The following is a 24,716-nucleotide window of genomic DNA, read 5'->3' as shown; positions in this document are numbered from 1 at the left end:
CAGGACCGCCGCAAAGTTCAATGTGGCCTGTGCTCAGCCGGACAGAAAGGCATCGGTGCGGTCCAGCATGGCGGACCATGCCGGATCTTGCGGCAATAACATGTGGCTGCGGCTGTCGAGCTGGACAAATTGCGCTCCCGGCAGATGCGCGGCCAGTTTCTGACCTTGGCTCAGTGGGTGGATGGCGTCGCCCGCCGCGTGAAAGATCAGCGCGGGGATGCGCACCTTGGGCAGGTCGGCGCGGACATCGAACCGGTCGATCACCTTGCGCAGGGAGACGGCGCGCTCCGGGCTGGCGGTCGACAGTTGCATTGCCACCAGTTCAGCGCGCTGCGCGCGTGTGGCGTCGGGGGCAAACAGCGTGGCAAAGGCCTGCATGAAGGGGCTGTCCGCCTTGCCCCACCCGGCGCGGATCATCGCCAGCATGGTGTCCTCGTCCAGATCCTCTCCGGCCGTGGCGCGGTGTACGCGGCCTTCGACATAGCCGCCCACAACCACCAGCCGCCGCACCCGATCCGGCCAGCGCGCGGCAAAGCGGATGGCGACGGGGGCGGCCTGCGAGGCGGCAAACAGATCAAAACGGTCCAGCCCGGCCGCATCGGCCACCGCCGCCAGATCCTCGGCAAAGGCGTCGATCCCGGTCAGGGCGGCGTCGCGCTCTGACAGGCCGGTGCCGCGCAGATCGTAGCGGATCAACCGGCGACCGGCGGCAAGGCGGGTTATCAGCGGCCCCCACAGGGCGCTTTGCGTGTCCATTTCGAGATGCGACAGCCAATGGCCGATTCGCACCAGCGGTGGTCCCTCGCCAAGCGCGCTCCATGCGATGGCGGTGCCGTCGGAGGACAGCGCATACGACACATCGGGCGGCTGCATAACAGCGGGGGCAGGGCGCGCGTCCTGATCCAATTGTGCGACAAAGGCGAACCCCCGCCGGGGGACCGTGCGCAGAATACCCTGTTCCTTGCCGGAATCGCCCACGGCGGCGCGTGCTGCGCTGATCCGCGCGCTGATCGTCGCGTCCGAGACGGCAAGTCCCTTCCACACCACCTCGACCAGTTTGTCCTTGGAAACGACGCAGCCGCCCGACTGCGCCATGTAGGCGATCAGGTCAAAGACCTGCGGTTCCACATGCACCTCTTGCCCGGTGCGCATTAGCGTCCGCCGGTCAAGGTCGAGCGTGCAAGAGGCAAAGCGCAGGATCATGTCCCCAGTGTCCCGCGTCCGCGCGGTTTCTCAAAGGGGTTTTGCGGGCAAAAGACCAATGACAAGAGTTTCGCAAGACAATGACAAGAGCGTCTTCAAGCGGCGTCGCGGCGTCGGTGGTCAGATGATCCCATCGAAACACCAGCCGGAGTGACCGACATGACCCGCCACCCAGACACCATTCGCACCCGCCCCGACGGGTCCATCGACACCGCCTATTACATGGCCCGTGGCCGCGTGATGCGGTCCGAGGCGGCGCATGCGATGGTCCGTCCCGATCCCGAAACACCCCGCCCGCGCCGAGGCCTTGCCCGGCTGTTTGGCGGCAGCCCTGTCTGACGCGTCCGGCCCCGACCCGGGACCGGCCATCAGACCTCCCCGCGTGCCGAAAAAGGCGCCTTTCTGCGGTGCGCGGGGAGCCTAGCCCATCGAATGCGATTTATCGCGCCCGCGCTGCCGCCCGCGCGCCACGTCCGTCCGCCAAGACCAGAGCGCCATGCCAGCGGCGGCCCCGATGTAGATCACCCCCGCGACGACCAGAACTTCGCCCGGGACCGGACCGACATCGGCGCGGGTCATGGCGTCGTCCCAGCTTTCAACGGCGGTCGGATGCACCGCCAGTTTGCCAGCAAAGGCCAGCGACTGGATCAACAGAATCCACAGATAGTTGGACCGGATTCGCCGCCCCACCGCCGTCATCAGCGTGACGTGATAGCGCGGGGTGACATAGTCCTGCGACAGCGTCTTTTGCCAGCGATCCTCAAGGTGCAGATCGCCGTCGTCCAGCATCGGCGCATAGAAATGTTGTTCCATCCAGCGGCAGCGCGCGCGCCAGACGTTGAAATAACGATAGCGCCGCGCCTCCAGCATCAGAAACAGCAGGATCAGAACCCCCACCAGAACCAGCGGCAAAGGTGAGGAATCCGGCGAGGCAAAGCTGATCGACAGTGCCACACCCAGCGTCACCACAGCCCAGTTTGTCGTTGTGTCCAGACGCGTCCGCCAGATCGTGCTGCGATAAACCTCGCCACGATAGAGATGGGCAACGGCGGTGATCTCGGACGCGCTGAGCGTCTTGCGCTCTGGTTTGAGTCCCGCGTCTGGCCCGGCGTTTGGCCCGGCGTTTGGCGATGTCTCTTGTTCGGTCAGGGCGGCCTCTCCTCCCATGGTGCTGGCCTCCTTTCTTTTTTCCCACTCTGGCGCGAAGTGGCGCGCAGGTCAAAGACGCGGTGAAAGCGGCTTGCGATTCCCGGTGCCACGGGATCGGATGTACAGGGACCATGACAAGGGGCAGACCAGATGCGGGTACTGACGGAATTCGGGATGGGCACGTCGCTGCGCCGGGGCGACTACACAGAGGCGGCGGCGCGGGCGCTGCGCGATGCGCTGTGGAAGTCCTCGATCAACGCGGCAGAGTGGCTGGGCCGCGAAAAGGCAGAGATGCGCTTGCAGGTGCAGATCGCCGTGCAAAAGCCCGAGGCCGTGGATGCGGCGGAACTGGCTGGGGTGTTCCCCTATGGCGCGGCGGATATTTCGGTCGGCTTTGGCGGGCTGGATGTGCCGCGCCCCGAAGGCGTCGGCAATCCGACGATCCTTGCCCACGCGGCGATCACCGTCACCTTTGCAAAGGATGCGGCATGACACAGCGACTGATTGTGCAGATGGGCATGGGGGTCGGTGACACGATCAGCGATGCCGCCACGCGGGCGATTGCGGATGCTCAGGGCCGTGCGCGGATACATATAGAGGCGCCCTTTGCCACCCGCCTGACGCTGGGCCTGCCGCAAGAGGCAAAGGTCGACCCCAGCGATCTGGCGCGGGCCTTTGGCACCTCTGACGTGGAACTGCACGTGGTTGCGGGTGGAATGCACCTGCCGCAACCCGGCGGAGGCGCGCTGTTTGTCGTCAGCGCCGCGATTGAGGTGTTCCCGCAGACCCTGCCCGCGCAGGAGTGACCCCTGCCGCCTGTCGGGCGGGCCAGTGGCCCCGCCCGACGGGCCGGTCCCCTACCAGTTGTAGGTCAGGCCGATAGCGATTTCGTCCTGCGACATGCGTGCCTTGACGTTCTGCGGCACACCGGTCAGCGCGGGGTTGACGCCTTCGATTGCATTGTCAAAAGCATGGGTCCAAGACCCGGTGACCCCCCAGCGGTCGTTGATCTTGTAGGATGCGCCGAGCGAGGCATGCCATTGCGGCGTCGCCGGGGTCAGGCTGTTGAGCACGGCGTTCTTGCCCTCGGCGAATGCGCTGGCGTGGCTGACCCCGCCGCGCAGGGTCCACTGGCTGTTGTGCCGGTAGATCGCCCCGACCCGAAAGATGTCCATGTCTTTCCAGCCAAAGCCGATGCCGTTGTCGGCCCCCAGCGGGCCGTTGGGCGGCGCATTTGGGTTGGAAATGGCGGCGATATCGCCATAGAAAATACGTTGATATTCCGCCGTAAAGGTCCATTTTTGCAGCTCTTTCGGCGAATAGGCCAAGCCGATCGTGGCCGACCCCGGAATTTCAAACCCGCCCTGTTCCGCAAAAAGGCCCGCGTATTTGTCGAACTTCTGCATCTTGATGCGTGTCCGGTAGGAGGCACCAAAGGCAAACTCGGAGGTTGGTTCCCACAGCAGGCCAAAATTCGCCCCCCATCCGTGGGACCAGTCATCGCCCCTGTTCGTCACGTTGGCCGGATCAATCGACAGGCCTGCAAATGCTTCGAGCCCGGTGGCGCTGAACCGCTGCACCGCAAGGATGGGCGAGACACCGACCGTCACCTGATCCGACAGCTTGTAGGAGAAGTTGACGCTGATAAAAGCCTGTTCAAGGTTGACGCCCAGCGGGCTGGACCCGGCCCCGAACCCGGCAAAATAGTTGGTGTCATATTCGGTGTTCATGCCGCCATTGCCGAACAGAAAGGCCCCGACCGTCAGTCGGTCGTTCAACACCCAGTTGGCCCCGCCGCAGGGGATCAGGAAATAGTCGTTCTTGCTCTTGTAGGTGCCGGGGGTCAGTGGACCGCCGGCGTCAATCTCGACCGACCGATCCGGCAGGAAATGAGTCAAGCAGATCCCCGCCTGATTGCCGACTTTATGGCCCATGGCCGGGTTCTGCGCGAGGCCCAGAACGCCGGTGGGTACAGCCACACCGGCCCCGGCCATCCCCTTGGACGCGCCGCCATATCCGTTCGCGAAATAGCCGTTTGTCGCCAGTGCCGGGCTGGCGGCAAGGCCGCAAAAAGCAAGTGCGCAGGCCGAGGGGCCGCGCAGTTTCCGATGCAACATAAGTAGAGTCCCTCCCAAACCCGCTGCCGTTGCCCGGCACGCGGAGTGGCCGTTTTTGTATTGTTTCTCTCGGAGGTCTCGAAAGAGACATTCCGATAACATGATATTATGAGAATGGAATATTATTTGTCACCTGTTTTTGTGATCAGGTGGTTTCAGGTGTCGCGGCTGCCGCAGTCGTTGCCGGGCCCGGACCATCGCCTTGGCCGTTCCCGAAGCAGCAGGGCGGAAGAGGAGACTCTGGCACGCGCTTGCGCCTACATGACAGCAATATGTCGCTTTTTCCTGCCAAGCGCCGCAATCGCGCCAAAGCGGTCGGCGCGAAGCGAGTAGATACAGACCACATCCATTCCGGGCGTTTTTGTGCGCCCATTTCGGTCGAGGACGACAGATGGCAGACGTGGCAGCGCGCAAACGGACACGGGGCGGCGGCGGTGCCGCGCGTCGGGCGGAACGGACCTCGGTTCAGGTGGAAACGGCGAAGTACATCGAGCGCAAGATCCCGAACCTTGAAATCCTCGACGAGGCGGCTCTTCAGCTGATCGAGGACCACGCCGAACAGGTTCTTGAGGAAATCGGCGTCAACTTTGTCAACAACCCCGCCGCGTTGGACCGCTGGCGCGCCGCCGGTGCCCATGTGGACGGTGAACGGGTGCGCCTGCCGCGTGGGCTTGCCCGCGAGTTGATCAAGACCGCGCCCGCGCAGTTCACGCAACACGCGCGCAACCCCGAACGCTCTGTCGAGATCGGCGGCAAGAACCTTGTGCTGGCGCCAGTCTACGGTCCGCCCTTCGTGCGCGATCTGGACGGCGGTCGACGCTATGCCACGATCGAGGATTTCCGCAAGTTCGTGAAGCTGGGGCAGATGTCGAAATGGCTGCACCACTCTGGCGGAACGGTATGTGAGCCGACCGACGTGCCAGTGAACAAACGCCATCTTGATATGCTGCTGGCGCACATGACCCTGTCGGACAAACCCTTCATGGGATCAGTGACCGAACCCAGCCGCGCGCAGGACAGCGTGGACATGTGCAAGATCCTGTTCGGTGAAGAGTTTGCCACCAACAACGCGGTGATGACCTCGCTCATCAACATCAACTCGCCGTTGACCTTTGACGACGTGATGATGGGCGCGCTAGAGGTCTACTCGGCGAACATGCAGGCCTGCATCGTCTCACCCTTTATCGTCGGCGGTGCGATGGCGCCGGTGTCGGTCGCCGGTACGCTGGTGCAGGTGCTGGCCGAGGTGCTGGCCGGTGTCGCCTATTCGCAACTGGTCCGCCCGGGCGCTCCGGTGATCTTTGGTGCCTTTGTGACTTCGATCGACATGAATTCTGGTGCGCCCACATTCGGCACGCCCGAGGCGTCGCAGATCACCTATGGCGCAGGCCAGTTGGCGCGCCGCCTGAACCTGCCGTTCCGGTCGGCGGGGTCGTTCTGCGGGTCGAAACTGCCCGACGCGCAGGCGGCCTATGAGACCGCGAACTCGCTGAACATGGGGCTGCTGTCAGGTGTGAACTTCATGCTGCACGCCTGTGGCTGGCTCGAAGGCGGGTTGGTGTCGTCTTTCGAGAAGTTTGTGATGGATGCCGATCAGCTTGGCACGCTGCACAAGATGGCGCAGGGCGTCACCGTCGATGAGGACAATCTGGCGATGGACGCGATCCGCGAGGTTGGACCGGGGGGGCACTACCTTGGCTGCGCCCATACGCAGGCCAATTTCAAGACCGCCTTCTGGCGGTCTGAACTGCTGGACTACAAGCCCTATGAGACTTGGTCAGAGGAAGGCGCGCGCGACACCGTTGCGCTGGCCAGCGCGCGGGTGCAAAAGCTCATCGACACCTATCAGCAGCCGCCGCTTGACCCGGAAATCCACGCGGCGCTACATGCCTATGTCGCGGAAAAGAAGGCCTCGATGCCCGACGCCTTTGCCTGAGGCGTCGCGCGGTTTCCAAGGCAGGGGTGGCCTTAATAGGCCGCCTCGCGCAGGATGCGGGCCTCACCCATCATCGCGGTCAGCACTTCGACATGGCGGCTGACTGAATAGGCGGCATCGTCCTTGAGCCGCTTGTCGTCCAGATCCGCCTCCATCTCCATCAGCCGCATCAGCGCGGCACCGGGGCGGGGCAGGGCGCCATAGCCGATCAAACGATGCAGGTGCGGGTTGCGCCGGTAGTCCTGCGCTCCGATCCGGGAGGCCCGGATAAGGATTCGCGGGCGGCGCAGATCGTTCAGCAATCCCAGAATGTCTTTCATGTCGTCGCTCCTCGCTTGATGCGGATATGAGGCGACTATGCACAGCTTTGGCGGGTGTTGCGTTCAGGGCGTCCGCGCCGAACGCCGGCTTCAGACCTGGTTTAAGATTCTCATAAGCAATCAATTTTGCGATGTTTGTTAACTCAACAGTAACAGGCACACGCCTAGGTTGCGACTATAGCCATTGGGGATAAATCTGTGGAAAACGCCCTTGTTACGATCTGCGCACATGTGTGACACGCACGCCCTCACCCCGGCAGAACCCCTGCCGAACTGGGTGCCAGAGGCGGCGCGCGTCTATCTTGCGCATACCGAACAGGGGTGCTCGATCAGGGAACTCGCGCGGCAAGCTGGGTGCCACGCGTCGACCGTCCTGCGCCAGGTGCGCAGGATCGAGACCCGCAGGGACGATCCTCTGATAGATGCGGCTTTGTGCAACCTGGGGGCGGCCGGACCAGAAAGTCCGGCGCAAGAGACCAGAAAGGACACGGATCCGATGAACGCTGCCACCACCCCTATGCCGCCGGACGAGACGACACTCGCCCGAGAGGCGAGGCGCGTGTTGCGCCGAATGTGCGAAAGCGGCGCTGTTCTGGCCGTGGCGGCCGAAATGGACAAGGCCGTCGTGGTGCGCGACACCGGAGACGGGGGAAACACCCGCACCGCGGTTATCGATGTGGCCGTTGCGCAGGCAATGGCGCTGAAAGACTGGATCGCCTGCGAGGCACCGGGCCGAATCTCGCGCTATCGCATCACGGCGGCGGGGCGCGCCGCGCTCAACCGGCTGGTGGCCGAACAGGAAAATCGCGTGCGCGGCTTTGCCGAGGCGCAGGCCGGATTCGACACCGGGCGCGCCGCAGAGGCCGCGCTGGATGAGGTTGAACGCGACCCGCGCGCTCGCAAAGGGCGCTATATGTTGGCCGAAAGCCCGCTGACTGCCCTGTCGCGGCGGCGTGGCAAAGACGGTGAACCCTTCTTGTCGGATGTTCTGATCGCCGCCGGCGAGCGTCTGCGCGAGGATTTCGAACTGGCGCAGATGGGGCCGCGCACGGCGCAGAACTGGGACCAGTTCCTGATGGCGGGTGTGTCTACGACACCGGGGAACGGCGACGACAGCGGGGCAGCGGCGCAAGAGCGCCTGCAGGCCGCGCTGCGCGACCTTGGCCCCGGTCTTGGCGACGTGGCGCTGCGGTGCTGCTGTTACCTTGAGGGTCTGGAGACCACCGAACAGCGTCTGGGCTGGTCGGCGCGCTCGGGCAAGATCGTGCTGCGGATTGCGCTGCAACGCCTGCGCCGTCACTACGAAGAACGCGCCAAGGGCGGCGGCGATCTCATCCGCTGAGGCGGCGCTCTGCACAGCGGACAAACCGATAGGGCATCCAACGCATGGCCCCGGAGCGGCAACACGCCACTCCGGGGCCTAAGTCTTTGAAACACCTGAGGTTGGTGCAGGGGGACACTCGCTACGTTTGGGGATAGGCCACATACCCTGCGACCAGGTACACTAGAAACGCCCCCTGCATTCCGGTATTAAGACCTAATCCGTCTGCACATGAGGGGAAAATTCCGTGCGCGATCTCAAAATGCCCGCCGAACGCCACCCGGAAAAGGCCCATCGCCCCGACAACGCCCAACCGAAAAAGCCTGCATGGATTCGTGTAAAGGCCCCGGGCGGTGAGGGATACGCCGCCACCAAACGCATCATGACCGAAAATAACCTGGTGACCGTCTGCCAGGAAGCTGGCTGTCCCAACGTCGGCGAATGCTGGAGCCAGGGCCACGCCACCATGATGATCATGGGGGAAATCTGTACCCGCGGCTGCACTTTCTGCAACGTCGCCACGGGTCGCCCCGATACACTGGACACGTTTGAGCCGGGCAGGGTGGCCGATGCGGTGCAAAAGCTGGGGCTGAACCACGTTGTCATCACCTCGGTCGACCGTGACGATCTGGACGATGGCGGGGCCGAACATTTCGCCCAGACCATCCGCGCCGTGCGCCACCGTGCGCCGGGCACGACGATCGAAATCCTGACCCCCGATTTCCTGAAATGCGGCCCCGAGGCGCTGGAAATTGTCGTCGCTGCCAAGCCGGATGTCTTCAACCACAACCTTGAAACCGTGCCCGGTCTTTATCCAGAGGTGCGGCCCGGCGCGCGCTATTTCCACTCGCTGCGGCTGTTGCAGCGGGTCAAGGAACTGGACCCGTCGATCTTTACCAAGTCCGGGATCATGGTTGGTCTGGGTGAGGATCGCCAGTCGGTGACGCAGGTCATGGACGACATGCGCGCGGCAGATGTCGATTTCCTGACCATCGGCCAGTATCTGCAACCGACCTCGAAACACCACCGAGTCGACCGATTCGTGACACCCGAAGAATTTGCGGCCTATGAAAAATCAGCCTACGGCAAAGGGTTCCTGATGGTCTCTGCCACACCTTTGACCCGGTCGTCTTACCATGCGGGCGACGATTTTGCCCGCCTGCGCGACGCGCGACAGGCCAAGCTGGCGCGCAACTGATCACTTAGATCACCGGCCAAGACACAGCGAATCGCCCGGGCATTGTCCGGGCGTTTTTGGTTCCGTCGTGATGTGAAAAGTCGCAAAGCGCTTCGGGCCGTCGCCGGCCCGAAGCGGAAAGGTCACTCACCAAGCGGCGGCAATGCCTTGATATAGGCCGCAACCGCGTTGCGATCCTCTGCGGACAGGTGTGAAAAGTTCTCCACCACCTCGGCCATATGGCCACCCACGGCATCAAACGTGGGGGTGAAACCCGATTCGAGGTAATAGGCCACGTCTTCTGCCGACCAGTCCAGTTTGTCCGGCGTCAGCGGTGGGATCGTACCCTTGCCCGACGGATTGGGAGCGCCGCCCATCCACCGGCCTTTGTCCAGCGCGCCCACCGGGTTACGCGGGGTATGGCATTCCGCGCAGTGGGCCAGCGTCTCGACCAGATAACGGCCGCGCTCGTTGCCGTTCGCCTCCATCACGTAGTCATCCGACATGAACAGGAACTTCCAGCCACCGACAGAGCGCCGGATGTTGAACGGAAAGCCCACGTCATGCGGTTTGCTGGGGACATCGCTGGCAGGCAGCGTCTGCACATAAGACCAGAGGTCGACCAGATCCTGATCCGCCATCTTGGTGTAGGCGGTGTAGGGAAAGGCCGGGTAGTAATGCTGCCCCTTGGGATTCACGCCGCGCGTCACCGCGTTGGCGAATGCCTCTAGGGTCCATCCACCGATACCTTCCTCGGGGTGGGGCGAGATGTTGGGCGCGTAGAACGTGCCAAAGTCCGACACGAACTCCATCCCGCCGGTCAGCACCAGCTTGTCCTCAGCCCCCTTGGTGTGGTGGCACGAGGCACAGCCCGCAGCGGTGAACACCGTTTCCCCGCGCGCCGCATCGCCGGTCAGACCGTTGAATTTGGCCGCATCGACGCGGTCCGGGGCCGTGACCCACAGGCCGATCCCGGCGCCGACAATCGCCGCCAGGACCACAAGTTTCAGGAACGTGCGCACCGGGGCTTACTCGGGCGCGCGGTACGTGTCGTGGCAGGCTTTGCAGGCGCCGCCGAGTGCGCCCATGTTGGGGCCGATGGCGTCTTTGCCGGTGCCGGCGACAGCGGCCATGGCTTCGGCTGCGGTGCCAAAGTCAGCCCATTTGGCCATCACGTCGTCGATGTTTCCCCAAATGGCGGGCAGGGCGCGGGTGCCGTCGATCGAATCGGCGTCCGACCCTTCGGGCCACATGGCCATCTGAGAGATCTTTGACACCGCAACCAGCGAATCGGCGGCGGCCTGTGCGGCCTCTGCGTCATAGTCCACGGACCCGCGGGCCATGCCGCCAAGAACGCCGAGGTTCAGTGCCATGATGTTAAACTGGCCCTGACGCGCCTTGACCGGCTGCGGAAGATCCTGAGCGAAGGCGGGGGCTGCAAAAACGGCCAGTGCGGCCAATGCGGTAAACGAGGATTTCATGGGTATCTCCCTGTGTTGAATACCTGCAGCATAATATCGCAGGCGATTGTGACAATCACATTCTTGTTTCCACGATCTATCCCTTCCTTCGCAAGACAATAACGCGTGACGCCGTGCCTTCTTGCGGCGTTTGACCGGGACAGGGCGACCTGTCTATCCTTGCTCCAGCGATATTTTTCATGAGGTCCATTATGTTCCGTCCCCTTGCCGCGCTGATCGCGCTCTGGCCGCTGGCCGCCCCGGCGCAGGGCGCGCTGGACACGCCCGTTCCCCCCGCGCTGGCCGAGGCCCGCGCCCAATGGTTGAACGGGCGCTATGACGGCATCTGGGACACGGTGCGCAGTGCGGCCGAGGACGGGCACCCGGTGGCGCAGAACATCCTTGGCGCGGGACTGACGGAAAAGGATAGCGGGCAGGGGCTGGCCTATGACCCGGCTGCGGGGCTGGAGTGGTACAAACGCGCCGCCGCACAGGGCTTTGCCCGCGCGCATTTCAACATGGCGCTGTTCTGGCAGAACGATCACACCGGTTTTGGCATCGACTATGCCAAGGCCCGCGCAGAGGCCGAAGCGGCCATCGCGCTGGATTACCCGCAAGCCTACAACATCCTAGGTGACATGGCCCACCACGGGCGCGGCATCCCGGCGGACAAGGCGCAGGCGCTGGGGTGGTATCGCAAGGGCGCGGACGCGGGCACCTTCAACGGGCTGCGCGAGGTCGGCTATGCCTACTACCACGGCAATGGCGTGGCGCAGGACGTCGACCTGTCACGCCTCTACCTCGAACGCGCCGTGGCGGCGGGCGACAAGAAATCCATCCCCGATCTCGCCTGGCTGTACGAGGGCAACGACGGCATCGCTCAGGATCTGGTGAAATCATGGCTGCTCTACCGGTTGGGCGTCGAGCGCGGGGTGCCCAAGGCGGCCTATGAACTTGGCCTGTTCATCGCATGGGAGGAGTACAAAGGCGTCTGGCACGATCCGGTGCAGGGCTATGGCTACTGCCTCTTGGCCATCGACTGGGGCCATACCCTCAGCGACAGCGACATCGCCGAGGAATGCGAAATTCTGGCCCAGGATCTTGACGCGGACCAGCGCGCCGCCGCCCGCAGCTTTGCCGACGACATCAAGACCCGCTAGGCGATCAGTCGGTAAACCGCACCTTGCCGATATAGGGCAGGTTGCGGTTCCGCTGGGCAAAGTCGATGCCGTAGCCCACCACAAACTCATCGGGGATCTCGAACCCGGTCCAGTCCGCCCGCACCTCGACCTCACGCCGCGTCGGCTTGTCCAGCAGCGCGATCACCTTCAGCTTGCGCGGCGCGCGCGCCCGCAGCAGGTGAATGACGTGATGCATGGTGAACCCGGTATCGACGATATCCTCGACCACCAACACGTCGCGCCCCTCGATCCCGCCGCGCAGGTCCTTGAGGATGCGCACCTCGCGGCTGCTCTCCATCGCATCCCCGTAAGAGGACGCCTCAAGGAAATCCACCTCCACCGGCAGCTTCAACTCGCGCACCAGATCGGCGATAAAGACAAAGCTGCCGCGCAGCAGGCCCACCACCACCAGCTTGTCGGTGTCCGCGAATTCGCGGTCGATCTGCCGCGACAGCGCCTCGATTCGTGCGGCAATCGACTTGGCAGAGATCATCTCATCTACGACATAAGGACGCTGTGTCATGGCTTTCCCTTGAAATCCCGGGCGCACAATACGAAATCCACCGCCATTGTCAGTCCCGAAAAGAGCGACATGCCGACCCACTCAGAGACCCGAAAGCTGCCCTATACCGCCCAGCAGATGTACGATCTGGTGGCCGATGTGGGATCCTATCACGAATTCCTGCCGTGGACGGCGGCGGCGCGCATCCGCTCGCGTGAGGACAAGGGCGATCATGAGGTGATGCTTGCGGACCTCGTGATCTCGTTCAAGGTCTTCCGGGAAAAATTCGGCAGCCGCGTGACGCTGTGGCCGGGCGAAAAACGGATCGACACGGAATACCTTGACGGTCCGTTCAAGCACATGATTTCCAAATGGAAATTCCGCGACGTCGAGGGCGGGACAGAGGTCGATTTCTTCGTCGATTTCGAATTTCGCAACCGTATCCTGCAAGGGGCCGCAGGCATGTTCTTTTACGACGCCATGCAGCGCATCGTGCGCGCGTTTGAACGCCGCGCGGCAGAGCTGTACGGATAGCCGCGCCCCGCGGCACAACCCCTCAAGACCGCTGCCATACCGGCCACAAAACGCATCCCGTCCCGGGCCTGATCCGGGACCTCGCGGAGGCCCGCGCCGCCCCCCGCCCGTTAACCAGAAACAAACGTTTCGGCCCCGCTGCCCCCGAATTGCCCGATTCCCGGCCCATGTCTTACCCAGTCGTTACCAACGGGAACCGGAGCTATGCCCGCCGTCTTCAACATTGCAGCCCTGCTTTTGCCCCAGACGCAGACCCTCGGGATGCCACAGGCGGCGAAATCCGCCGCCCGTCTGGTGCCGCAAAGTCAGGCGCAATTCGCCGCTCAGGCCACGCCGAGCGCCGCCGCCCCCTTTGGCGCGGGCACGCCGATGGCCACCGGGGCCGTCCTGCCGCCCTCCGCTCAACTGCCCGTGCCCGCGCCGCCGCCCGTCGTCTCGACCAATCAAACCGGGTTGATCGCCGCCGCCGCCATCAACGGGCTGGACCGCGCGCCCGACGACCGACAGCGAGACCCGCATCAGAACGGCCGCGACCACAGGCCCGCCCTGCCTGACAATCGCGCAAAACCGCGCGCCACATCCGCCGCGCAAGAGGTTGTGCCAAAGGGGTTGCCCGGCGGTCCGGCCCCCGCTGCCACCGGCGGCACCACCCGACAGGCCGCGCCCGGCTACGGCGCCGCGCGCATGGCCCTGCACGGCTGACTTTACCTCGCCGTACATCCCGGTAGTGTCGCGCCCGGACCACAGACCGGAGCGCGCCATGACATCTCCCTTTACCCCGATCATCGACGCCGCCCGCGCCGCCGACACCGATACGGCCCGCGCCATCATGGCGCTGTCGGCGCTGGACTGGGCGGCCTGCGGCATCGCCGGACAGGCAGAGCCGGTCGCGCGCCTGACCCGCGCCCTGATTGAGGATGAGGGCGGCGCGCCACAAGCCAGCCTGATTGGCGGCGGTCGCGCGCCGATGCGCGGTGCTGCGCTGGTCAATGGCGCGACCTCACATGCGCTGGACTATGACGACACCCATTTCGCCCATATCGGCCACCCGTCCGTGGCCGTCCTGCCCGCCGCGCTGGCAGTCGGTGAGCGTTACGCCAAGACCCTGCCGCAGATCCTTGACGCCGCCCGCCTTGGGGCAGAGGCCTCGATCCGGTTTGGCCTGCGCTTTGGCCGCAGCCATTATCAGGCGGGCTATCACCAGACCGCCACCGCCGGGGCCTTTGGCGCGTGCCTCGCCGCTGCGCAACTGATGGATCTGACCGAAGACCAGACCCTCCATGCCCTCGGTCTCACCGCGACCCGCGCCTCTGGCCTGAAATCGCAATTCGGCACCATGGGCAAACCCTTCAACGCCGGGATCGCCGCGTCAAACGGGGTCGAGGCGGCGTGGCTGGCGGGGCAGGGCTTCATCTCCAACCCCGACGCGCTGGACACCACCAACGGCTTTGTTCAGACCCACATCTGCGACGGTGAGACGACACAGCCGCCCGGCGCGCTGCTGGAAACCCTCAGTCACAAATACCACGCCTGCTGCCACGGTCTGCACGCCACGCTAGAGGCGCTGGCCCTGTTGCCGCGCCCCGACGCAACACAGGTCAAAGCGATCACCATCACCACCCATCCGCGCTGGCTGACCGTCTGCAACATCGCCGCGCCGCGCACCGGGCTTGAGGCGAAATTCAGTTATCGCATGGTTGCCGCCCTCGCGCTGCTGGGCCATGACACCGCCGCGCTGGACACCTATTCGGACGCGCTCTGCGCCGATCCGCAGATCACCGCCCTGCGCGACCGCGTGACCGTGCAAACCGACGACACCCTGAAGGAAACCGAGGCCCTGGTGACGCTCGACACCGACGGCAGCTATGAGGCGCATTTTGATCTTGAGGCCCCGATCCCGTTGGAGGCCCGCGCCGATCGCCTGCGCGCCAAGGCGGCGGCATTGGTAGGAACCGACTCCGCCGCCGCCCTCTGGCAGGCAATAGAGTCCGGTGATCGCGCAGCATTCAGCGCCGAAATCGCCGGGTGATTTGTCGGCGTATTTTGGGGCGAGATGTTAACGAGCCGTTAAAACGCCTCTGTAACCCCTTGATTTTACGAGAGCCGTTTCCTGTCCACGCGTGGACAAAAAAACGGGCCCCGCAGGGCCCGCTTTCAAATCGCACCCGTCAGGGATCAACTCGCGTGATCATAGGCCCGCTCACCATGCACGGCGATGTCGAGGCCATTGACCTCGGTCTCATCATCGACCCGCAGCGGCGTGATCGCCTTGACCACAAAGATCAGTACCACGGTCACCACCACGGTAAAGACCCCGACCACCGCCAGCGACCCCAGCTGCGCCACCCATGACCCTAGCCCAAAAACGGCAATCATGATCGTCCCAAAGATCCCGCCGACGCCGTGGACCGCAAAAACATCCAGCGTATCGTCGATCTTCATCTTGTTGCGGATCAGATTGACCGCCTCCTGACACAGGATGCCCGCGACAGCGCCGATGATCAGCGCCTGCACCGGCCCGACAAAGCCCGATGCCGGGGTGATCGAGGCAAGCCCCGCAATCGTCCCCGTCACCATGCCCACCATCGACGACTTGCCGAACTTGATCCGCTCCCACAGCGCCCAAGACAGCGAGGCCGCCGCCGCCGACAGATGTGTGACAGTCAGCGCCATGGCCGCGCCTCCGTCCGCCGCCAGTTGCGAGCCACCGTTAAAGCCGAACCACCCAACCCAGAGCATCGCCGCCCCGATCATCACGTAGCCGGGGTTGTGCGGCGGTGTGGTATGGTTCTTGCGCGGCCCCAAAAAGAACGCGATCAACAGCGCCGCTAGGCCCGCCGTCTCGTGCACCACGATGCCGCCCGCGAAATCCTTGACGCCGTTGTCACCAAAGATACCGCCATCGGCCAGCATCCCGCCGCCCCACACCCAATGGACAACTGGCGCGTAACACAGCAGCATCCAGAGGCCCGAGAACAGCAGCACAAAACCAAAGCCAACCCGCTCGACATAGGCACCGACAATCAGCGCAGGTGTGATGATCGCAAAGGTCATCTGGAAGGCAAAAAACAGCACCTCGGGCAGGGTGCCCGCCAGCGTGTCGGCGGTGATCCCGTTCAAAAAGGCCTTGTCCAGCCCGCCCCAGATCGCGTTCCCCTCGCCGAAGGCGATGGAATACCCGACCACAAACCACAGCACGCTCATCAGGCAGGCGATGGCGTAGCAATGCATGAAGACGCTCAACACGTTTCGTGACCGCACAAGCCCGCCGTAAAACAGCGCCAGCCCCGGCAATGTCATGAACAGCACCAGCGCCGTTGCCACGATGATCCAGGCGGTATCCGCTCCGTTCATATCCCTCATCCCTCCGTTTGATTGGCGGGCAAAGTGCGGATTTCCACTGCGGAAAAAAGCAGCATGAGGCATTTTCGTGGGTCAAAATCCCATCAATTTAGAAACTGCCCTAATATTGGGCTTAAATATCCATTCGTGACTTAAATTTTAGCGCAAAGAGGATGGCTGCGTTGGCTCACTTGCCATGGGAAAGTGAGCCTTTGTGACAGAATTGAGAGCCTGAAAAATGTGCATCGGGCTGAGGCCGGGCCGCTTCGGACGCAATGCTTTCGAGTGGCGGAGGGTCTGGGAGGGCGACGAGGTGGCGCCCAGAAACCCAACCCAAGACGGACAGATGCCGTGCTCAGTCCAGCCCTGACAACAGCAGGTGCAACGCGTGGTCCGTTGCCGCCGCACGCACCTCTGCGCGACCCAAGGCCCCGTGATCGATGGTCTGGGCCGTGACGCCCTTTGCCGTCGCCAAGCCGTAGCAGACCCGCCCCTCGGGCTTGAATTCGGACCCACCCGGTCCTGCAATTCCGCTGATGGCGACCGCCACATCGGCCCCGGCCGAAGCGCGGGCGCCCACAGCCATCTCGCGCACAACTTCTTCGGAGACCGCGCCATGTGCCTCCAGCGTAGCGGGGGACACGCCCAGCATCTCGGTCTTGGCGCGGTTGGAGTAGGTCACAAATCCGCGCTCGAACACCGCCGATGAACCGGCGATATCGGTGATCGCAGCGGCGACCTTGCCGCCGGTACAGCTTTCGGCGGTGGTGACGGTCTGGCCCGTTCGGCTCGCCACCTCGACGATCTGGCGTGCGGTGGTCACATCAACATCCCATGCGAAATTCCGGCCAGAACCACCGTGATCAAACCGGCTAAGATGCCCGCCAACACGTCGTCCAGCATCACACCCAGAGGCGTGCCCATACGGTCAACGTGGCGGATGATCCAAGGCTTCCAGATATCGAACAGGCGGAACAGCACAAAACCGGCGATCCAGCCGGGCCACAGCCGCCAGAGATCGACTGACATCAACATCGCGCCGTAACTTACTGGAAAAAGGGCGATCCACTGGCCAACAAGTTCGTCGATCACAACCCATGACGGGTCTTCACCATGGCCCTCGGCGGTCAGCTTGCGCACCGCGATCCAACCCAACCCAAAGGCAATCACGGTCAGAGCCAACAGCAGCCAAAAGCCGCCGATCATATGCACGCCGTAGGCCAGCGGCAGCGCCGCCAGTGACCCCCAGGTGCCCGGCGCGGGGCGCAGATACCCGACGCCGCCCAGCGATGCCAGCCATCTCATGACGCCACCAGTGTTGCAGTGGCCAGCGCGGCGATGCCTTCTTCGCGGCCGGTAAAGCCCAACTGCTCTGAGGTTGTCGCCTTGATCGAGATACGCGTGCTGTCCAAATCCATGATCTCCGACATTTTCAATGTCATTTCAGCGGCATGCGGGCCTATCTTCGGACGTTCGCAGATCAGCGTCAGGTCGATGTTGCCGATCGCAAAACCGCGCGAGCGGGCCAGATCAACCGCGTGGCGCAGGAAAATCGCGCTTGCGGCCCCTTTCCACTGCGGGTCCGAGGGTGGAAAATGCCGACCGATGTCGCCCTCGGCCAATGCACCATAGATGGCGTCCGTGATCGCGTGCATGCCGACGTCGGCGTCCGAATGGCCCTTGAGTTTGTGCGTATGCGGCACCTCGACGCCGCAGAGGATGACGTGGCTGCCGTCCTCGAAGGCGTGCACGTCGAAGCCGTTGCCCAGGCGAATATCCATTTGTCCTCGTAACTGTCTGGTCGCGCGCGAAAAATCTTCGGGCGCGGTGATTTTCAGGTTGGCCTCATCCCCCGGCACAATGGCCACGTCCATGCCCGCCGCCCGGGCGACGGCGACATCATCGGCCGCGCCGCCGGGATGGGCGCGGTGGGCTGCCAGAATTTTCGCGAAATCAAACCCTTGCGGCGTCTGCGCCCGGTGCAGCCCCGCGCGGTCGCGTGTTCCTGACACCAACCCCGCGTCACCGGTCCAAAGCGCGTCCGTCACAGGCAGGGCCGGGGCCGCGCCGGAATGGGTCTCCAGCGCTGACAGAACCGCGTCGATCACCGCAGGCGTGACGCAGGGGCGAGCCACATCGTGAATCAGCACCTTGTCCGGTTTGTCGCTGGCCAGCGCCTCCAACCCGGCACGAACAGAGGCCGACCGATCTGCGCCGCCATGGACCAGCCGCACGTCCAAGTCCCGCGCCGCCGCCGTGGCCTCAGCTTGGTCGTCGGGGTGGATCACCATGATAACCGGGCCGCGTCCGGCAAAGGCTTTCAGAGTCCAGCGTGCCACAGATTGGCCCGCAACATCCTGCCATTGCTTCGGAAGTTCGCCGCCGGCCCGCGTTCCACGACCCGCGGCAACAATGATGATCCCAATTTGCATGGCCTGCCCGACGATTCCGGCTTCTGTCATAGGCGCTGTCGCCGTGCCGTGCAATCTGTCGGGTGATTTGCCTAATTATTAGGCGCTCGGTGCGGGTGCGCCCGGAAAAAGGGCCTGACAGATTGTAGAAAACGCTGGTTTCCCATAAATCTGACCACCAGAGGACACTCACTCGCCATCGCACAAGGACTGGGCATTTGGGCTTTGATCTTGGAGATCGGCGGATCACCGACCCCGTTTTGCTGGCCCCGCTGGCGGGAATCACCGATCTGCCGTTTCGTACGCTCGTTTCGCGCTTTGGCGCTGGTCTCGTCGTGTCCGAGATGATCGCCAGTGGCGAATTCCTGACCGCACGTCCGGGAACGCGTGAAAAGGCAGAGCTTGGCGCGCAGATCGAGAACACCTCCGTCCAGATCGCCGGGCGAGAGCCGGAACCCATGGCCGAGGCCGCACGCCGGGTGGCCGACATGGGCGCGCGGGTGATCGACATCAACATGGGCTGCCCGGCCAAGAAAGTCACCGGCGGCTGGTCCGGGTCGGCGCTGATGCGGGCACCGGACCATGCGCTGCGGCTGGTCGAGGCTGTGGTGAACGCGGTGGACCTGCCAGTGACGCTGAAGACGCGGCTGGGGTGGGATTTGGACAGCCTGAACGCGCCGGATCTCGCCCGAAGGGCCGAATCTGCGGGGGTGAAGATGATCGTCATTCATGGCCGCACACGCTGTCAGTTTTACAAAGGCGCGGCCGACTGGGCCGCCATTCAAGAGGTGAAGAACGCGGTGCAAGTGCCTGTTATCGCAAATGGAGATGTGATCAGTGCCCCAACCGCGCGTGAGGCGTTGCGGCTGTCCGGGGCGGATGGCGTCATGATCGGACGCGGGGCGCAAGGCGCCCCGTGGCGGCTGGCAGAGGTGGCGCATGCCTTATACGGCGCGCGCAAACCGGAGGTGCCACAGGGTCGAGCGCTGATCGACATGGTCAGCGGTCATTACGAGGCGATGCTGGGCTTTTACGGTGCGACGCTGGGCTACCGCGTCGCGCGCAAACACCTTGGCTGGTACATGGATGCCGCGAACACGCCACCCGCCCTGCGCAAGCGCTTGCTGACGGAGCGCGATCCGCGGGCCGTTCTGCACCTGCTGCCAGAGGCGTTGTCCGCCGAGGCGGAGGCCGCGTGATGGAAGAGCAGGACCTTAACATCTGGTCGTCGCTTCCGGTTCCGGCGATCCTGATCGACGAGGACGACCGGATCGGCGATCTGAACCCGGCTGCCGAAGGGTTCATGAACAACTCGGCCAAATGGCTGACCGGCCAGCCAATCTGGGACCGTCTGGCGGTGGATGCGCCGCTGGAGGAAAGCTTTGCCCGCGCCCGAGGGCAGGGCACGCCGCTGTTCGTCAATGACGTGGACGTGGGCACCGGAAGCCGCCCGCCGCTGGTGTGCAACCTGCAAATCTCGCCGCTGGCAGGCAAGCCGGGTTGGATGATCATGCTGATCAGCCCGCGCGAACTGGCGGGCCGCATGACGCAAAGCCATTCGGTCAAATCGGCGGCCAAATCGGCGATTGGCATGGCCGAGATGCTGGCCCATGAGATCAAGAACCCGCTGGCGGGCATTGCCGGGGCGGCCCAGTTGCTCAGCATGAGCCTTGGGCCGGAAGATCTTGAATTTACGGATCTTATCGTGGCTGAGACCCGCCGCATCGTCAAACTGCTGGAGCAGGTCGAACAATTCGGCAATCTGTCGGCGCCAGAGCGGCGCGAGGTCAATATCCACGACGTTCTGGACCGCGCGCGGCGCTCTTCGCTGTTGGGATACGGCGCGCACATGAAGATCATCGAGGATTACGATCCCTCGTTGCCCATGGCCCTTGGCGATCCTGACCAGCTTTTGCAGGTGGTGCTGAACCTCATCAAGAACGCCTCGGAGGCGGCGGACCCACGGGAGGGGGGCACGATCCGCCTGCACACTTTCTATGAGCACAGTTTTCGCCTGCGCCGCGCGGACGGGTCGGGGCAGACCCTGCCGCTGCAGGTCGAGATCATCGACGACGGGCCGGGCCTGCCGCCCGACATCAAGGGCGACATCTTTGACCCCTTCGTGTCGGGCCGGGAGAACGGCACCGGGCTTGGCCTTGCGCTGGTGAGCAAGATCATTTCCGACCACGACGGGTGGATTTCTGTCGACAGCGTCCCGGGGCGGACGGTGTTTCGCATATCGTTGCCGCGCGCACCTGCGGCACCAAAGGAGAGCACGTAAATGGATGGTACTGTTCTGGTAGCGGATGATGACCGCACGATCCGCACGGTTCTGACACAAGCCCTGACCCGCGCTGGCTGCAAGGTCCACGCCACCTCCAGCCTGACGACGCTGATGCGCTGGGTGAGTGAGGGCAAGGGCGACGTGGTGATCTCTGATGTGGTCATGCCGGATGGCAACGGGCTGGAAATGCTGCCAAAAATCGCCGAGGACCGCCCCGGTCTGCCGGTGATCGTGATCTCTGCGCAAAACACCATCATGACGGCGATTCAGGCGGCAGAGGCAGAGGCCTATGACTACCTGCCCAAGCCCTTTGACCTGCCCGACCTGATGAAACGCACCGCGCGGGCGCTGGAGAACCGCAACCGCGCACCCCGGCGCGAGGAACCGGTGGTCGGCGCGGATGAACCCGATGAGCTGCCGCTGGTGGGCAAGACACCCGCCATGCAGGGGCTTTACCGGCTTGTGGCGCGGGTGATGAACACCGACCTGCCGGTCTTGATCACTGGCGAAAGCGGCACCGGAAAATCGCTGATCGCCCGCGCGCTGCATGACTTCAGCGACCGTCGGACGCTGCCTTTCGTGACGGTGAACGGTTCTGATCTGGCGGATCTGGACGGTCCGGCGCGGGTCTTGGCTCGGGTCAAGGGCGGCACGCTTCTGATTGATGAAATCGCTGATATTTCCGATGAGATTCAGGCCCGTATCGTGCGCATGATGGATGTGCCGGGCGATCACGTGCCGCGCTTTCTGGCCTCGTCGCAGCACGATCCCCAGTCGCTGATCGAGGACGGCAAGGTGCGGCAGGACCTGTTTTACCGGCTGGACGGGGCGGCCATCGCCGTGCCGGGCCTGCGTGAACGGGTCGAGGATATTCCGCTTTTGGCCGAGCATTTTCTGGGACGGGCGGAACGCGAAGGCGCGCCGAAACGCTGGCTGTCCGAAGGCGCGGCAGAGCTGTTCCGGGTCTATTCCTGGCCCGGCAACGTGCGCCAGCTTGAAAACGCGGTGCGCCGTCTCAGCCTGACCAGCCGCGCCGAGGAAATCACCCGCGCCGAGGTCGAGGCGGTTCTGGGCAACCAGCCGGAAACCGGCCCGGTCCTGCGCGGGGGCGACAGCGATAAACTGGGCGAAAGCGTGGGCCGCCACCTGCGGCGCTATTTCGACCTGCATGGCGCGATGCTGCCGCCGCCGGGCCTGTATGGCCGGATCGTACGCGAGGTCGAGGCCCCGCTGATCGAGATCGCGCTGGAGGCCACGGGTGGCAATCAGGCAAAATGCGCCGACCTGCTGGGCATCAACCGCAATACTTTGCGCAAGAAGATCACTGACCTGGATATTCGCGTGACACGCCGCCGCAAATTGATGTAAAACAGCCACATATGTGTGACCCCGCCGCCTCGCCGTGGTGAGAAGGTCGCAATAAATGGCGGTTGCCGTCATCTGGTCCCCCAGGTGCGGCACATTAATGAGGGTTGGCTGTGGCCACGCGGGCACGCACCATGTTCCGGTCTCCGACCTGGGCGCTGTTTACGCGCCTGCGTCGGACGCGGCTTTTTCAGAATGTCGTCACCCTGTTGCTGGTGGCGCTGGGTCCGATGCTGGCCTTGGCGACCTTCATGGTGCTGGGACCACTTGACCAAAAGGCGGCGGCGTTCAGCCTGCGACTCGTTTTGCTGGCTGATCTTGTCTATGTGCTGCTGCTGGCGGCGCTTGTTCTGGCCCGCGTCGCACGCATGGTGGCCGACCGGCGGGCGCAATCGGCGGGTTCCCGCCTGCACCTGCGGTTGACCGCGGCCTTTGCCATGATGGCCTTGTTGCCGACGGTCACGGTGGCGGTTTTTGCGGTGCTGACCATCAACATCGGGCTGGAGACGTGGTTTTCCAGCCGGGTGCAGAACGTGGTCGGGGCCTCGCTTTCCGCTGCCGAAGCCTACGAAGAGGAAAGCCGCGCGGGACTGATCCAGGACGCGCGCGCGCTTGGCGCCTTTCTCGATGAGAACCGCCGCCGCAACTTTGTCATGGACGACGGCGAATTGCGGCAGATCCTCAGTCAGGGGCAAAGCCAGATTCAGCGCGGGCTGCGCGAGGCCTATGTGATCAACAGCGCGGGCGATATCCGCGCACGGGGCGAACGGTCTTACCTTTTCGATTTCGAGAAACCCCTGGCGGCGGATTTCCTGCGTGCCGACGCCGAAGGGATCTCGGTCATTCCCGACTGGGACAACAATGAGCTGCGCGCGCTGCTGCCGCTGGCCGCCTTTGCCGACCGGTATCTCTATGTCAGTCGTCAGGTGGACGGGCAGATCCTTAACCTGCTGGATGAGACGCAGGAAACCGCGCGCTTTTACCAGCAACAGGAAAGTGAGCGGGGCAGGCGGCTGTTCGATTTCGCGCTGCTCTATCTGGGGTTTGCGGTGCTGCTGATCCTTGCGGCGACATGGGCGGGCTTGTGGTTCGCCGAACGACTCAGCCGCCCGGTCGGGCGTCTGACGGGGGCGGCGCAACAGGTTGGCTCTGGCGATCTCGACGTGCAGGTGCAGGAAGAAGAGGGCGACGACGAGATTTCGATGCTCGGCCGCTACTTCAACCAAATGACCCGCCAGTTGAAGGCGCAGCGCGAGACGCTGCTGGAAAACACCCGCCAGATCGAACGCCGTCAGCGGCTGTTCGATTCCGTGCTGTCCTCTGTCACTTCGGGGGTTGTGGGCCTGGATGCCGAAGGCAAGGTGACCTTTGTGAACCGCTCGGCGGAACGGCTGCTGGGCTGGCATGAAACCCACCGCTCGGTGCCGATGACGGTGGCGGTGCCCGAATTTGGTGCGCTGTTTGACCGGCTGCGGCAGGACGGGCTGGAAACGGCCCAGCAAGAGATCAAGGTCAGCCGCGAGGGCCAGCTGGAACATCTGCTGGTGCGGCTGTCGACCCGTCGGCGCAAGGACCGCTCGCTAGAGGGGTATGTGCTGGCCTTTGACGACGTGACCGATCTGGTCAGCGCGCAGCGCATGGCCGCATGGGGCGACGTGGCGCGCCGCATCGCGCATGAGATCAAGAACCCGCTGACGCCGATCAAACTCTCCGCCGAACGCATCAAGCGCAGCTTCGCGGGCAAGCTCGAAGAGCGCGACACCGAAAAGGTCAGCGACCTGACAGACCGCATCGTGCGCCAGACCGAAACGCTCAAACGCATCGTCGATGAGTTTTCCGAGTTCGCCCGTATGCCGGAACCCAACCGCAAGCCAGAGGATCTGGGCGCGCTGCTGCGACATGCGGTTCTGTTGCAGGAGGCCGGGCAGCCGACCGTGCATTTCGTCATGGACATCCCCGAGCAGCCGATGTGGGCCGATCTGGATGCCGACATGATTGGCGGGCAGGCCCTGCTGAACCTGATCAAGAACGCGGGCGAGGCGATCGAGAGCTTGCACGAAAACGGCGCTCCGGACGGCCACCGGCCAGAGATCCGCGTCACCGCCAAGGTGGCCGCGGACGGGCGCGCGGAAATCCGCATCATGGACAACGGCATCGGTCTGCCCGAAGACCGGGCGCGGCTGTTCGAACCCTATGTGACGACGCGCGACAAGGGCACCGGCCTTGGCCTGCCGATCGTCAAGAAGATCATCGAGGAACATGGCGGAACGCTGGTGCTGGAAGACGCACCGGCCTTTGCCGAGGGCGCCCATGCGGGCGCCATGGCAGTCATCCGGCTGCCGCTGAACCCTGCAGCTGACGCGCCACGCGCCGATGCTTTGGAAGGTGTGTGAGTACCAGCGAATGAGAGGGCA

The 24,716-nt window shown here is 64.0% G+C and carries 25 protein-coding genes; 14 read left to right on the top strand and 11 right to left on the bottom strand.

The genetic code is table 11. The features are described 5' to 3' along the window. Nucleotides 1-33: 33 nt before the first annotated feature. Entirely contained in the window at nucleotides 34-1,203 is a 1,170-nt protein-coding gene (locus tag VOI21_RS07610; RefSeq protein WP_323769189.1) for an alpha/beta fold hydrolase, read from the bottom strand. Between the two features lie 159 nt (nucleotides 1,204-1,362). Between VOI21_RS07610 and VOI21_RS07605 the strand changes: the two genes are divergently transcribed. Then, a complete protein-coding gene (locus VOI21_RS07605) occupies nucleotides 1,363-1,542 on the top strand; it encodes a hypothetical protein (protein ID WP_323769188.1) in 180 nt (59 codons plus the stop codon). An 81-nt stretch (nucleotides 1,543-1,623) separates the two neighbouring features. Here the strand turns inward: VOI21_RS07605 and VOI21_RS07600 are convergent, their stop codons facing one another. Further along, complete coding sequence (locus VOI21_RS07600) at nucleotides 1,624-2,370, bottom strand: DUF2270 domain-containing protein (protein WP_323769187.1); 747 nt, start codon at nucleotides 2,368-2,370, stop codon at nucleotides 1,624-1,626. Nucleotides 2,371-2,502: 132 nt separating this feature from the next. Between VOI21_RS07600 and VOI21_RS07595 the strand changes: the two genes are divergently transcribed. Both VOI21_RS07595 and VOI21_RS07590 read left to right on the top strand, forming a co-directional pair. Then, complete coding sequence (locus VOI21_RS07595; protein WP_323769186.1) at nucleotides 2,503-2,844, top strand: Lin0512 family protein; 342 nt, start codon at nucleotides 2,503-2,505, stop codon at nucleotides 2,842-2,844. Then, on the top strand, nucleotides 2,841-3,158 hold the full coding sequence (locus VOI21_RS07590) for a Lin0512 family protein (RefSeq protein ID WP_323769185.1): 318 nt from the start codon (nucleotides 2,841-2,843) through the stop codon (nucleotides 3,156-3,158). The genes VOI21_RS07595 and VOI21_RS07590 overlap by 4 nt, the downstream gene beginning before the upstream one ends. A gap of 51 nt (nucleotides 3,159-3,209) precedes the next feature. On the opposite strand, the gene VOI21_RS07585 is transcribed toward VOI21_RS07590, so the two are convergent. Continuing rightward, complete coding sequence (locus VOI21_RS07585; RefSeq protein WP_323769184.1) at nucleotides 3,210-4,469, bottom strand: OmpP1/FadL family transporter; 1,260 nt, start codon at nucleotides 4,467-4,469, stop codon at nucleotides 3,210-3,212. 391 nt (nucleotides 4,470-4,860) lie between these two features. On the opposite strand from VOI21_RS07585, the gene VOI21_RS07580 reads away from it, so the two are divergent. Continuing rightward, a complete protein-coding gene (locus VOI21_RS07580; RefSeq protein WP_323769183.1) occupies nucleotides 4,861-6,405 on the top strand; it encodes a trimethylamine methyltransferase family protein in 1,545 nt (514 codons plus the stop codon). A gap of 32 nt (nucleotides 6,406-6,437) precedes the next feature. On the opposite strand, the gene VOI21_RS07575 is transcribed toward VOI21_RS07580, so the two are convergent. Then, nucleotides 6,438-6,725 carry a DUF6477 family protein gene (locus VOI21_RS07575; RefSeq protein ID WP_323769182.1) on the bottom strand — a complete coding sequence of 96 codons (288 nt, stop codon included), beginning with the start codon at nucleotides 6,723-6,725 and terminating at the stop codon, nucleotides 6,438-6,440. A gap of 229 nt (nucleotides 6,726-6,954) precedes the next feature. On the opposite strand from VOI21_RS07575, the gene VOI21_RS07570 reads away from it, so the two are divergent. Together VOI21_RS07570 and lipA are read left to right on the top strand one after the other, a co-directional pair. Next, the gene (locus VOI21_RS07570; RefSeq protein WP_323769181.1) at nucleotides 6,955-8,067 is read left to right on the top strand and encodes a DUF6456 domain-containing protein; all 1,113 of its coding nucleotides are present in this window, start codon (nucleotides 6,955-6,957) and stop codon (nucleotides 8,065-8,067) included. 226 nt (nucleotides 8,068-8,293) lie between these two features. Further along, nucleotides 8,294-9,244 carry a lipoyl synthase gene (gene lipA / locus VOI21_RS07565; RefSeq protein ID WP_323769180.1) on the top strand — a complete coding sequence of 317 codons (951 nt, stop codon included), beginning with the start codon at nucleotides 8,294-8,296 and terminating at the stop codon, nucleotides 9,242-9,244. A 122-nt stretch (nucleotides 9,245-9,366) separates the two neighbouring features. Here lipA and VOI21_RS07560 read toward each other — a convergent pair whose 3' ends face one another. Beyond that, nucleotides 9,367-10,245 (bottom strand): cytochrome c, encoded by an 879-nt coding sequence (locus VOI21_RS07560; RefSeq protein ID WP_323769179.1) that lies wholly within the window; start codon nucleotides 10,243-10,245, stop codon nucleotides 9,367-9,369. 6 nt (nucleotides 10,246-10,251) lie between these two features. After that, on the bottom strand, nucleotides 10,252-10,704 hold the full coding sequence (locus VOI21_RS07555) for a cytochrome c (protein WP_323769178.1): 453 nt from the start codon (nucleotides 10,702-10,704) through the stop codon (nucleotides 10,252-10,254). Between the two features lie 191 nt (nucleotides 10,705-10,895). Between VOI21_RS07555 and VOI21_RS07550 the strand changes: the two genes are divergently transcribed. Beyond that, nucleotides 10,896-11,843 carry a tetratricopeptide repeat protein gene (locus tag VOI21_RS07550; RefSeq protein ID WP_323769177.1) on the top strand — a complete coding sequence of 316 codons (948 nt, stop codon included), beginning with the start codon at nucleotides 10,896-10,898 and terminating at the stop codon, nucleotides 11,841-11,843. Between the two features lie 4 nt (nucleotides 11,844-11,847). Here the strand turns inward: VOI21_RS07550 and hpt are convergent, their stop codons facing one another. After that, complete coding sequence (gene hpt / locus VOI21_RS07545) at nucleotides 11,848-12,387, bottom strand: hypoxanthine phosphoribosyltransferase (RefSeq protein ID WP_323769176.1); 540 nt, start codon at nucleotides 12,385-12,387, stop codon at nucleotides 11,848-11,850. Between the two features lie 69 nt (nucleotides 12,388-12,456). Between hpt and VOI21_RS07540 the strand changes: the two genes are divergently transcribed. The 3 genes from VOI21_RS07540 to VOI21_RS07530 all read left to right on the top strand — a co-directional run bounded on the left by VOI21_RS07540 (nucleotide 12,457) and on the right by VOI21_RS07530 (nucleotide 14,929). Continuing rightward, nucleotides 12,457-12,900, top strand: coding sequence for a type II toxin-antitoxin system RatA family toxin (locus VOI21_RS07540; protein WP_323769175.1), 444 nt, complete (start codon nucleotides 12,457-12,459; stop codon nucleotides 12,898-12,900). Nucleotides 12,901-13,104: 204 nt separating this feature from the next. Next, nucleotides 13,105-13,602 carry a hypothetical protein gene (locus VOI21_RS07535; RefSeq protein ID WP_323769174.1) on the top strand — a complete coding sequence of 166 codons (498 nt, stop codon included), beginning with the start codon at nucleotides 13,105-13,107 and terminating at the stop codon, nucleotides 13,600-13,602. Between the two features lie 58 nt (nucleotides 13,603-13,660). Continuing rightward, on the top strand, nucleotides 13,661-14,929 hold the full coding sequence (locus tag VOI21_RS07530; protein ID WP_323769173.1) for an MmgE/PrpD family protein: 1,269 nt from the start codon (nucleotides 13,661-13,663) through the stop codon (nucleotides 14,927-14,929). 146 nt (nucleotides 14,930-15,075) lie between these two features. Here the strand turns inward: VOI21_RS07530 and VOI21_RS07525 are convergent, their stop codons facing one another. The 4 genes from VOI21_RS07525 to VOI21_RS07510 all read right to left on the bottom strand — a co-directional run bounded on the left by VOI21_RS07525 (nucleotide 15,076) and on the right by VOI21_RS07510 (nucleotide 18,674). Then, nucleotides 15,076-16,254 (bottom strand): ammonium transporter, encoded by a 1,179-nt coding sequence (locus VOI21_RS07525; RefSeq protein WP_323769172.1) that lies wholly within the window; start codon nucleotides 16,252-16,254, stop codon nucleotides 15,076-15,078. A gap of 343 nt (nucleotides 16,255-16,597) precedes the next feature. Beyond that, nucleotides 16,598-17,065: a CinA family protein gene (locus VOI21_RS07520; protein ID WP_323769171.1), complete on the bottom strand. Its 468-nt coding sequence runs from the start codon at nucleotides 17,063-17,065 to the stop codon at nucleotides 16,598-16,600. Next, nucleotides 17,062-17,547 (bottom strand): phosphatidylglycerophosphatase A, encoded by a 486-nt coding sequence (locus tag VOI21_RS07515; protein ID WP_323769170.1) that lies wholly within the window; start codon nucleotides 17,545-17,547, stop codon nucleotides 17,062-17,064. The genes VOI21_RS07520 and VOI21_RS07515 overlap by 4 nt, the downstream gene beginning before the upstream one ends. Then, a complete protein-coding gene (locus VOI21_RS07510) occupies nucleotides 17,544-18,674 on the bottom strand; it encodes a bifunctional 2-C-methyl-D-erythritol 4-phosphate cytidylyltransferase/2-C-methyl-D-erythritol 2,4-cyclodiphosphate synthase (protein ID WP_323769273.1) in 1,131 nt (376 codons plus the stop codon). Before VOI21_RS07510 ends, VOI21_RS07515 begins: the two co-directional genes overlap by 4 nt. Nucleotides 18,675-18,871: 197 nt before the next feature. Here VOI21_RS07510 and dusB point away from each other — a divergent pair, with 197 nt between their 5' ends. The 4 genes from dusB to VOI21_RS07490 all read left to right on the top strand — a co-directional run bounded on the left by dusB (nucleotide 18,872) and on the right by VOI21_RS07490 (nucleotide 24,695). Further along, nucleotides 18,872-19,852 (top strand): tRNA dihydrouridine synthase DusB, encoded by a 981-nt coding sequence (gene dusB / locus VOI21_RS07505; RefSeq protein WP_323769169.1) that lies wholly within the window; start codon nucleotides 18,872-18,874, stop codon nucleotides 19,850-19,852. Continuing rightward, nucleotides 19,852-20,934, top strand: a complete 1,083-nt coding sequence (locus VOI21_RS07500; RefSeq protein WP_323769168.1) for a two-component system sensor histidine kinase NtrB — start codon at nucleotides 19,852-19,854, stop codon at nucleotides 20,932-20,934. Before dusB ends, VOI21_RS07500 begins: the two co-directional genes overlap by 1 nt. Further along, nucleotides 20,935-22,305, top strand: coding sequence for a response regulator (locus VOI21_RS07495; protein ID WP_323769167.1), 1,371 nt, complete (start codon nucleotides 20,935-20,937; stop codon nucleotides 22,303-22,305). It begins immediately after the preceding gene. Nucleotides 22,306-22,436: 131 nt separating this feature from the next. Beyond that, nucleotides 22,437-24,695: a PAS domain-containing sensor histidine kinase gene (locus VOI21_RS07490; RefSeq protein WP_323769166.1), complete on the top strand. Its 2,259-nt coding sequence runs from the start codon at nucleotides 22,437-22,439 to the stop codon at nucleotides 24,693-24,695. The last annotated feature ends 21 nt before the right edge of the window (nucleotides 24,696-24,716 follow it).

This window comes from Antarctobacter sp., from assembly GCF_034670325.1.
In the GTDB taxonomy this organism is placed as follows: Bacteria; Pseudomonadota; Alphaproteobacteria; order Rhodobacterales; family Rhodobacteraceae; genus Antarctobacter.
The sequence above is the reverse complement of the archived record's forward strand: the minus strand, read 5'-3'. Positions and strand labels throughout refer to the sequence as shown.

Bases quoted from the DNA above. Each gene is read 5' to 3' on its own strand.
- VOI21_RS07610 (WP_323769189.1), bottom strand. From the start codon at position 1,203: ATGATCCTGCGCTTTGCCTCTTGCACGCTCGACCTTGACCGGCGGACG.
- VOI21_RS07605 (WP_323769188.1), top strand. From the start codon at position 1,363: ATGACCCGCCACCCAGACACCATTCGCACCCGCCCCGACGGGTCCATC.
- VOI21_RS07600 (WP_323769187.1), bottom strand. From the start codon at position 2,370: ATGGGAGGAGAGGCCGCCCTGACCGAACAAGAGACATCGCCAAACGCC.
- VOI21_RS07595 (WP_323769186.1), top strand. From the start codon at position 2,503: ATGCGGGTACTGACGGAATTCGGGATGGGCACGTCGCTGCGCCGGGGC.
- VOI21_RS07590 (WP_323769185.1), top strand. From the start codon at position 2,841: ATGACACAGCGACTGATTGTGCAGATGGGCATGGGGGTCGGTGACACG.
- VOI21_RS07585 (WP_323769184.1), bottom strand. From the start codon at position 4,469: ATGTTGCATCGGAAACTGCGCGGCCCCTCGGCCTGCGCACTTGCTTTT.
- VOI21_RS07580 (WP_323769183.1), top strand. From the start codon at position 4,861: ATGGCAGACGTGGCAGCGCGCAAACGGACACGGGGCGGCGGCGGTGCC.
- VOI21_RS07575 (WP_323769182.1), bottom strand. From the start codon at position 6,725: ATGAAAGACATTCTGGGATTGCTGAACGATCTGCGCCGCCCGCGAATC.
- VOI21_RS07570 (WP_323769181.1), top strand. From the start codon at position 6,955: ATGTGTGACACGCACGCCCTCACCCCGGCAGAACCCCTGCCGAACTGG.
- VOI21_RS07555 (WP_323769178.1), bottom strand. From the start codon at position 10,704: ATGAAATCCTCGTTTACCGCATTGGCCGCACTGGCCGTTTTTGCAGCC.
- VOI21_RS07550 (WP_323769177.1), top strand. From the start codon at position 10,896: ATGTTCCGTCCCCTTGCCGCGCTGATCGCGCTCTGGCCGCTGGCCGCC.
- hpt (WP_323769176.1), bottom strand. From the start codon at position 12,387: ATGACACAGCGTCCTTATGTCGTAGATGAGATGATCTCTGCCAAGTCG.
- VOI21_RS07540 (WP_323769175.1), top strand. From the start codon at position 12,457: ATGCCGACCCACTCAGAGACCCGAAAGCTGCCCTATACCGCCCAGCAG.
- VOI21_RS07535 (WP_323769174.1), top strand. From the start codon at position 13,105: ATGCCCGCCGTCTTCAACATTGCAGCCCTGCTTTTGCCCCAGACGCAG.
- VOI21_RS07530 (WP_323769173.1), top strand. From the start codon at position 13,661: ATGACATCTCCCTTTACCCCGATCATCGACGCCGCCCGCGCCGCCGAC.
- VOI21_RS07525 (WP_323769172.1), bottom strand. From the start codon at position 16,254: ATGAACGGAGCGGATACCGCCTGGATCATCGTGGCAACGGCGCTGGTG.
- VOI21_RS07515 (WP_323769170.1), bottom strand. From the start codon at position 17,547: ATGAGATGGCTGGCATCGCTGGGCGGCGTCGGGTATCTGCGCCCCGCG.
- VOI21_RS07510 (WP_323769273.1), bottom strand. From the start codon at position 18,674: ATGCAAATTGGGATCATCATTGTTGCCGCGGGTCGTGGAACGCGGGCC.
- VOI21_RS07500 (WP_323769168.1), top strand. From the start codon at position 19,852: ATGGAAGAGCAGGACCTTAACATCTGGTCGTCGCTTCCGGTTCCGGCG.
- VOI21_RS07495 (WP_323769167.1), top strand. From the start codon at position 20,935: ATGGATGGTACTGTTCTGGTAGCGGATGATGACCGCACGATCCGCACG.
- VOI21_RS07490 (WP_323769166.1), top strand. From the start codon at position 22,437: ATGTTCCGGTCTCCGACCTGGGCGCTGTTTACGCGCCTGCGTCGGACG.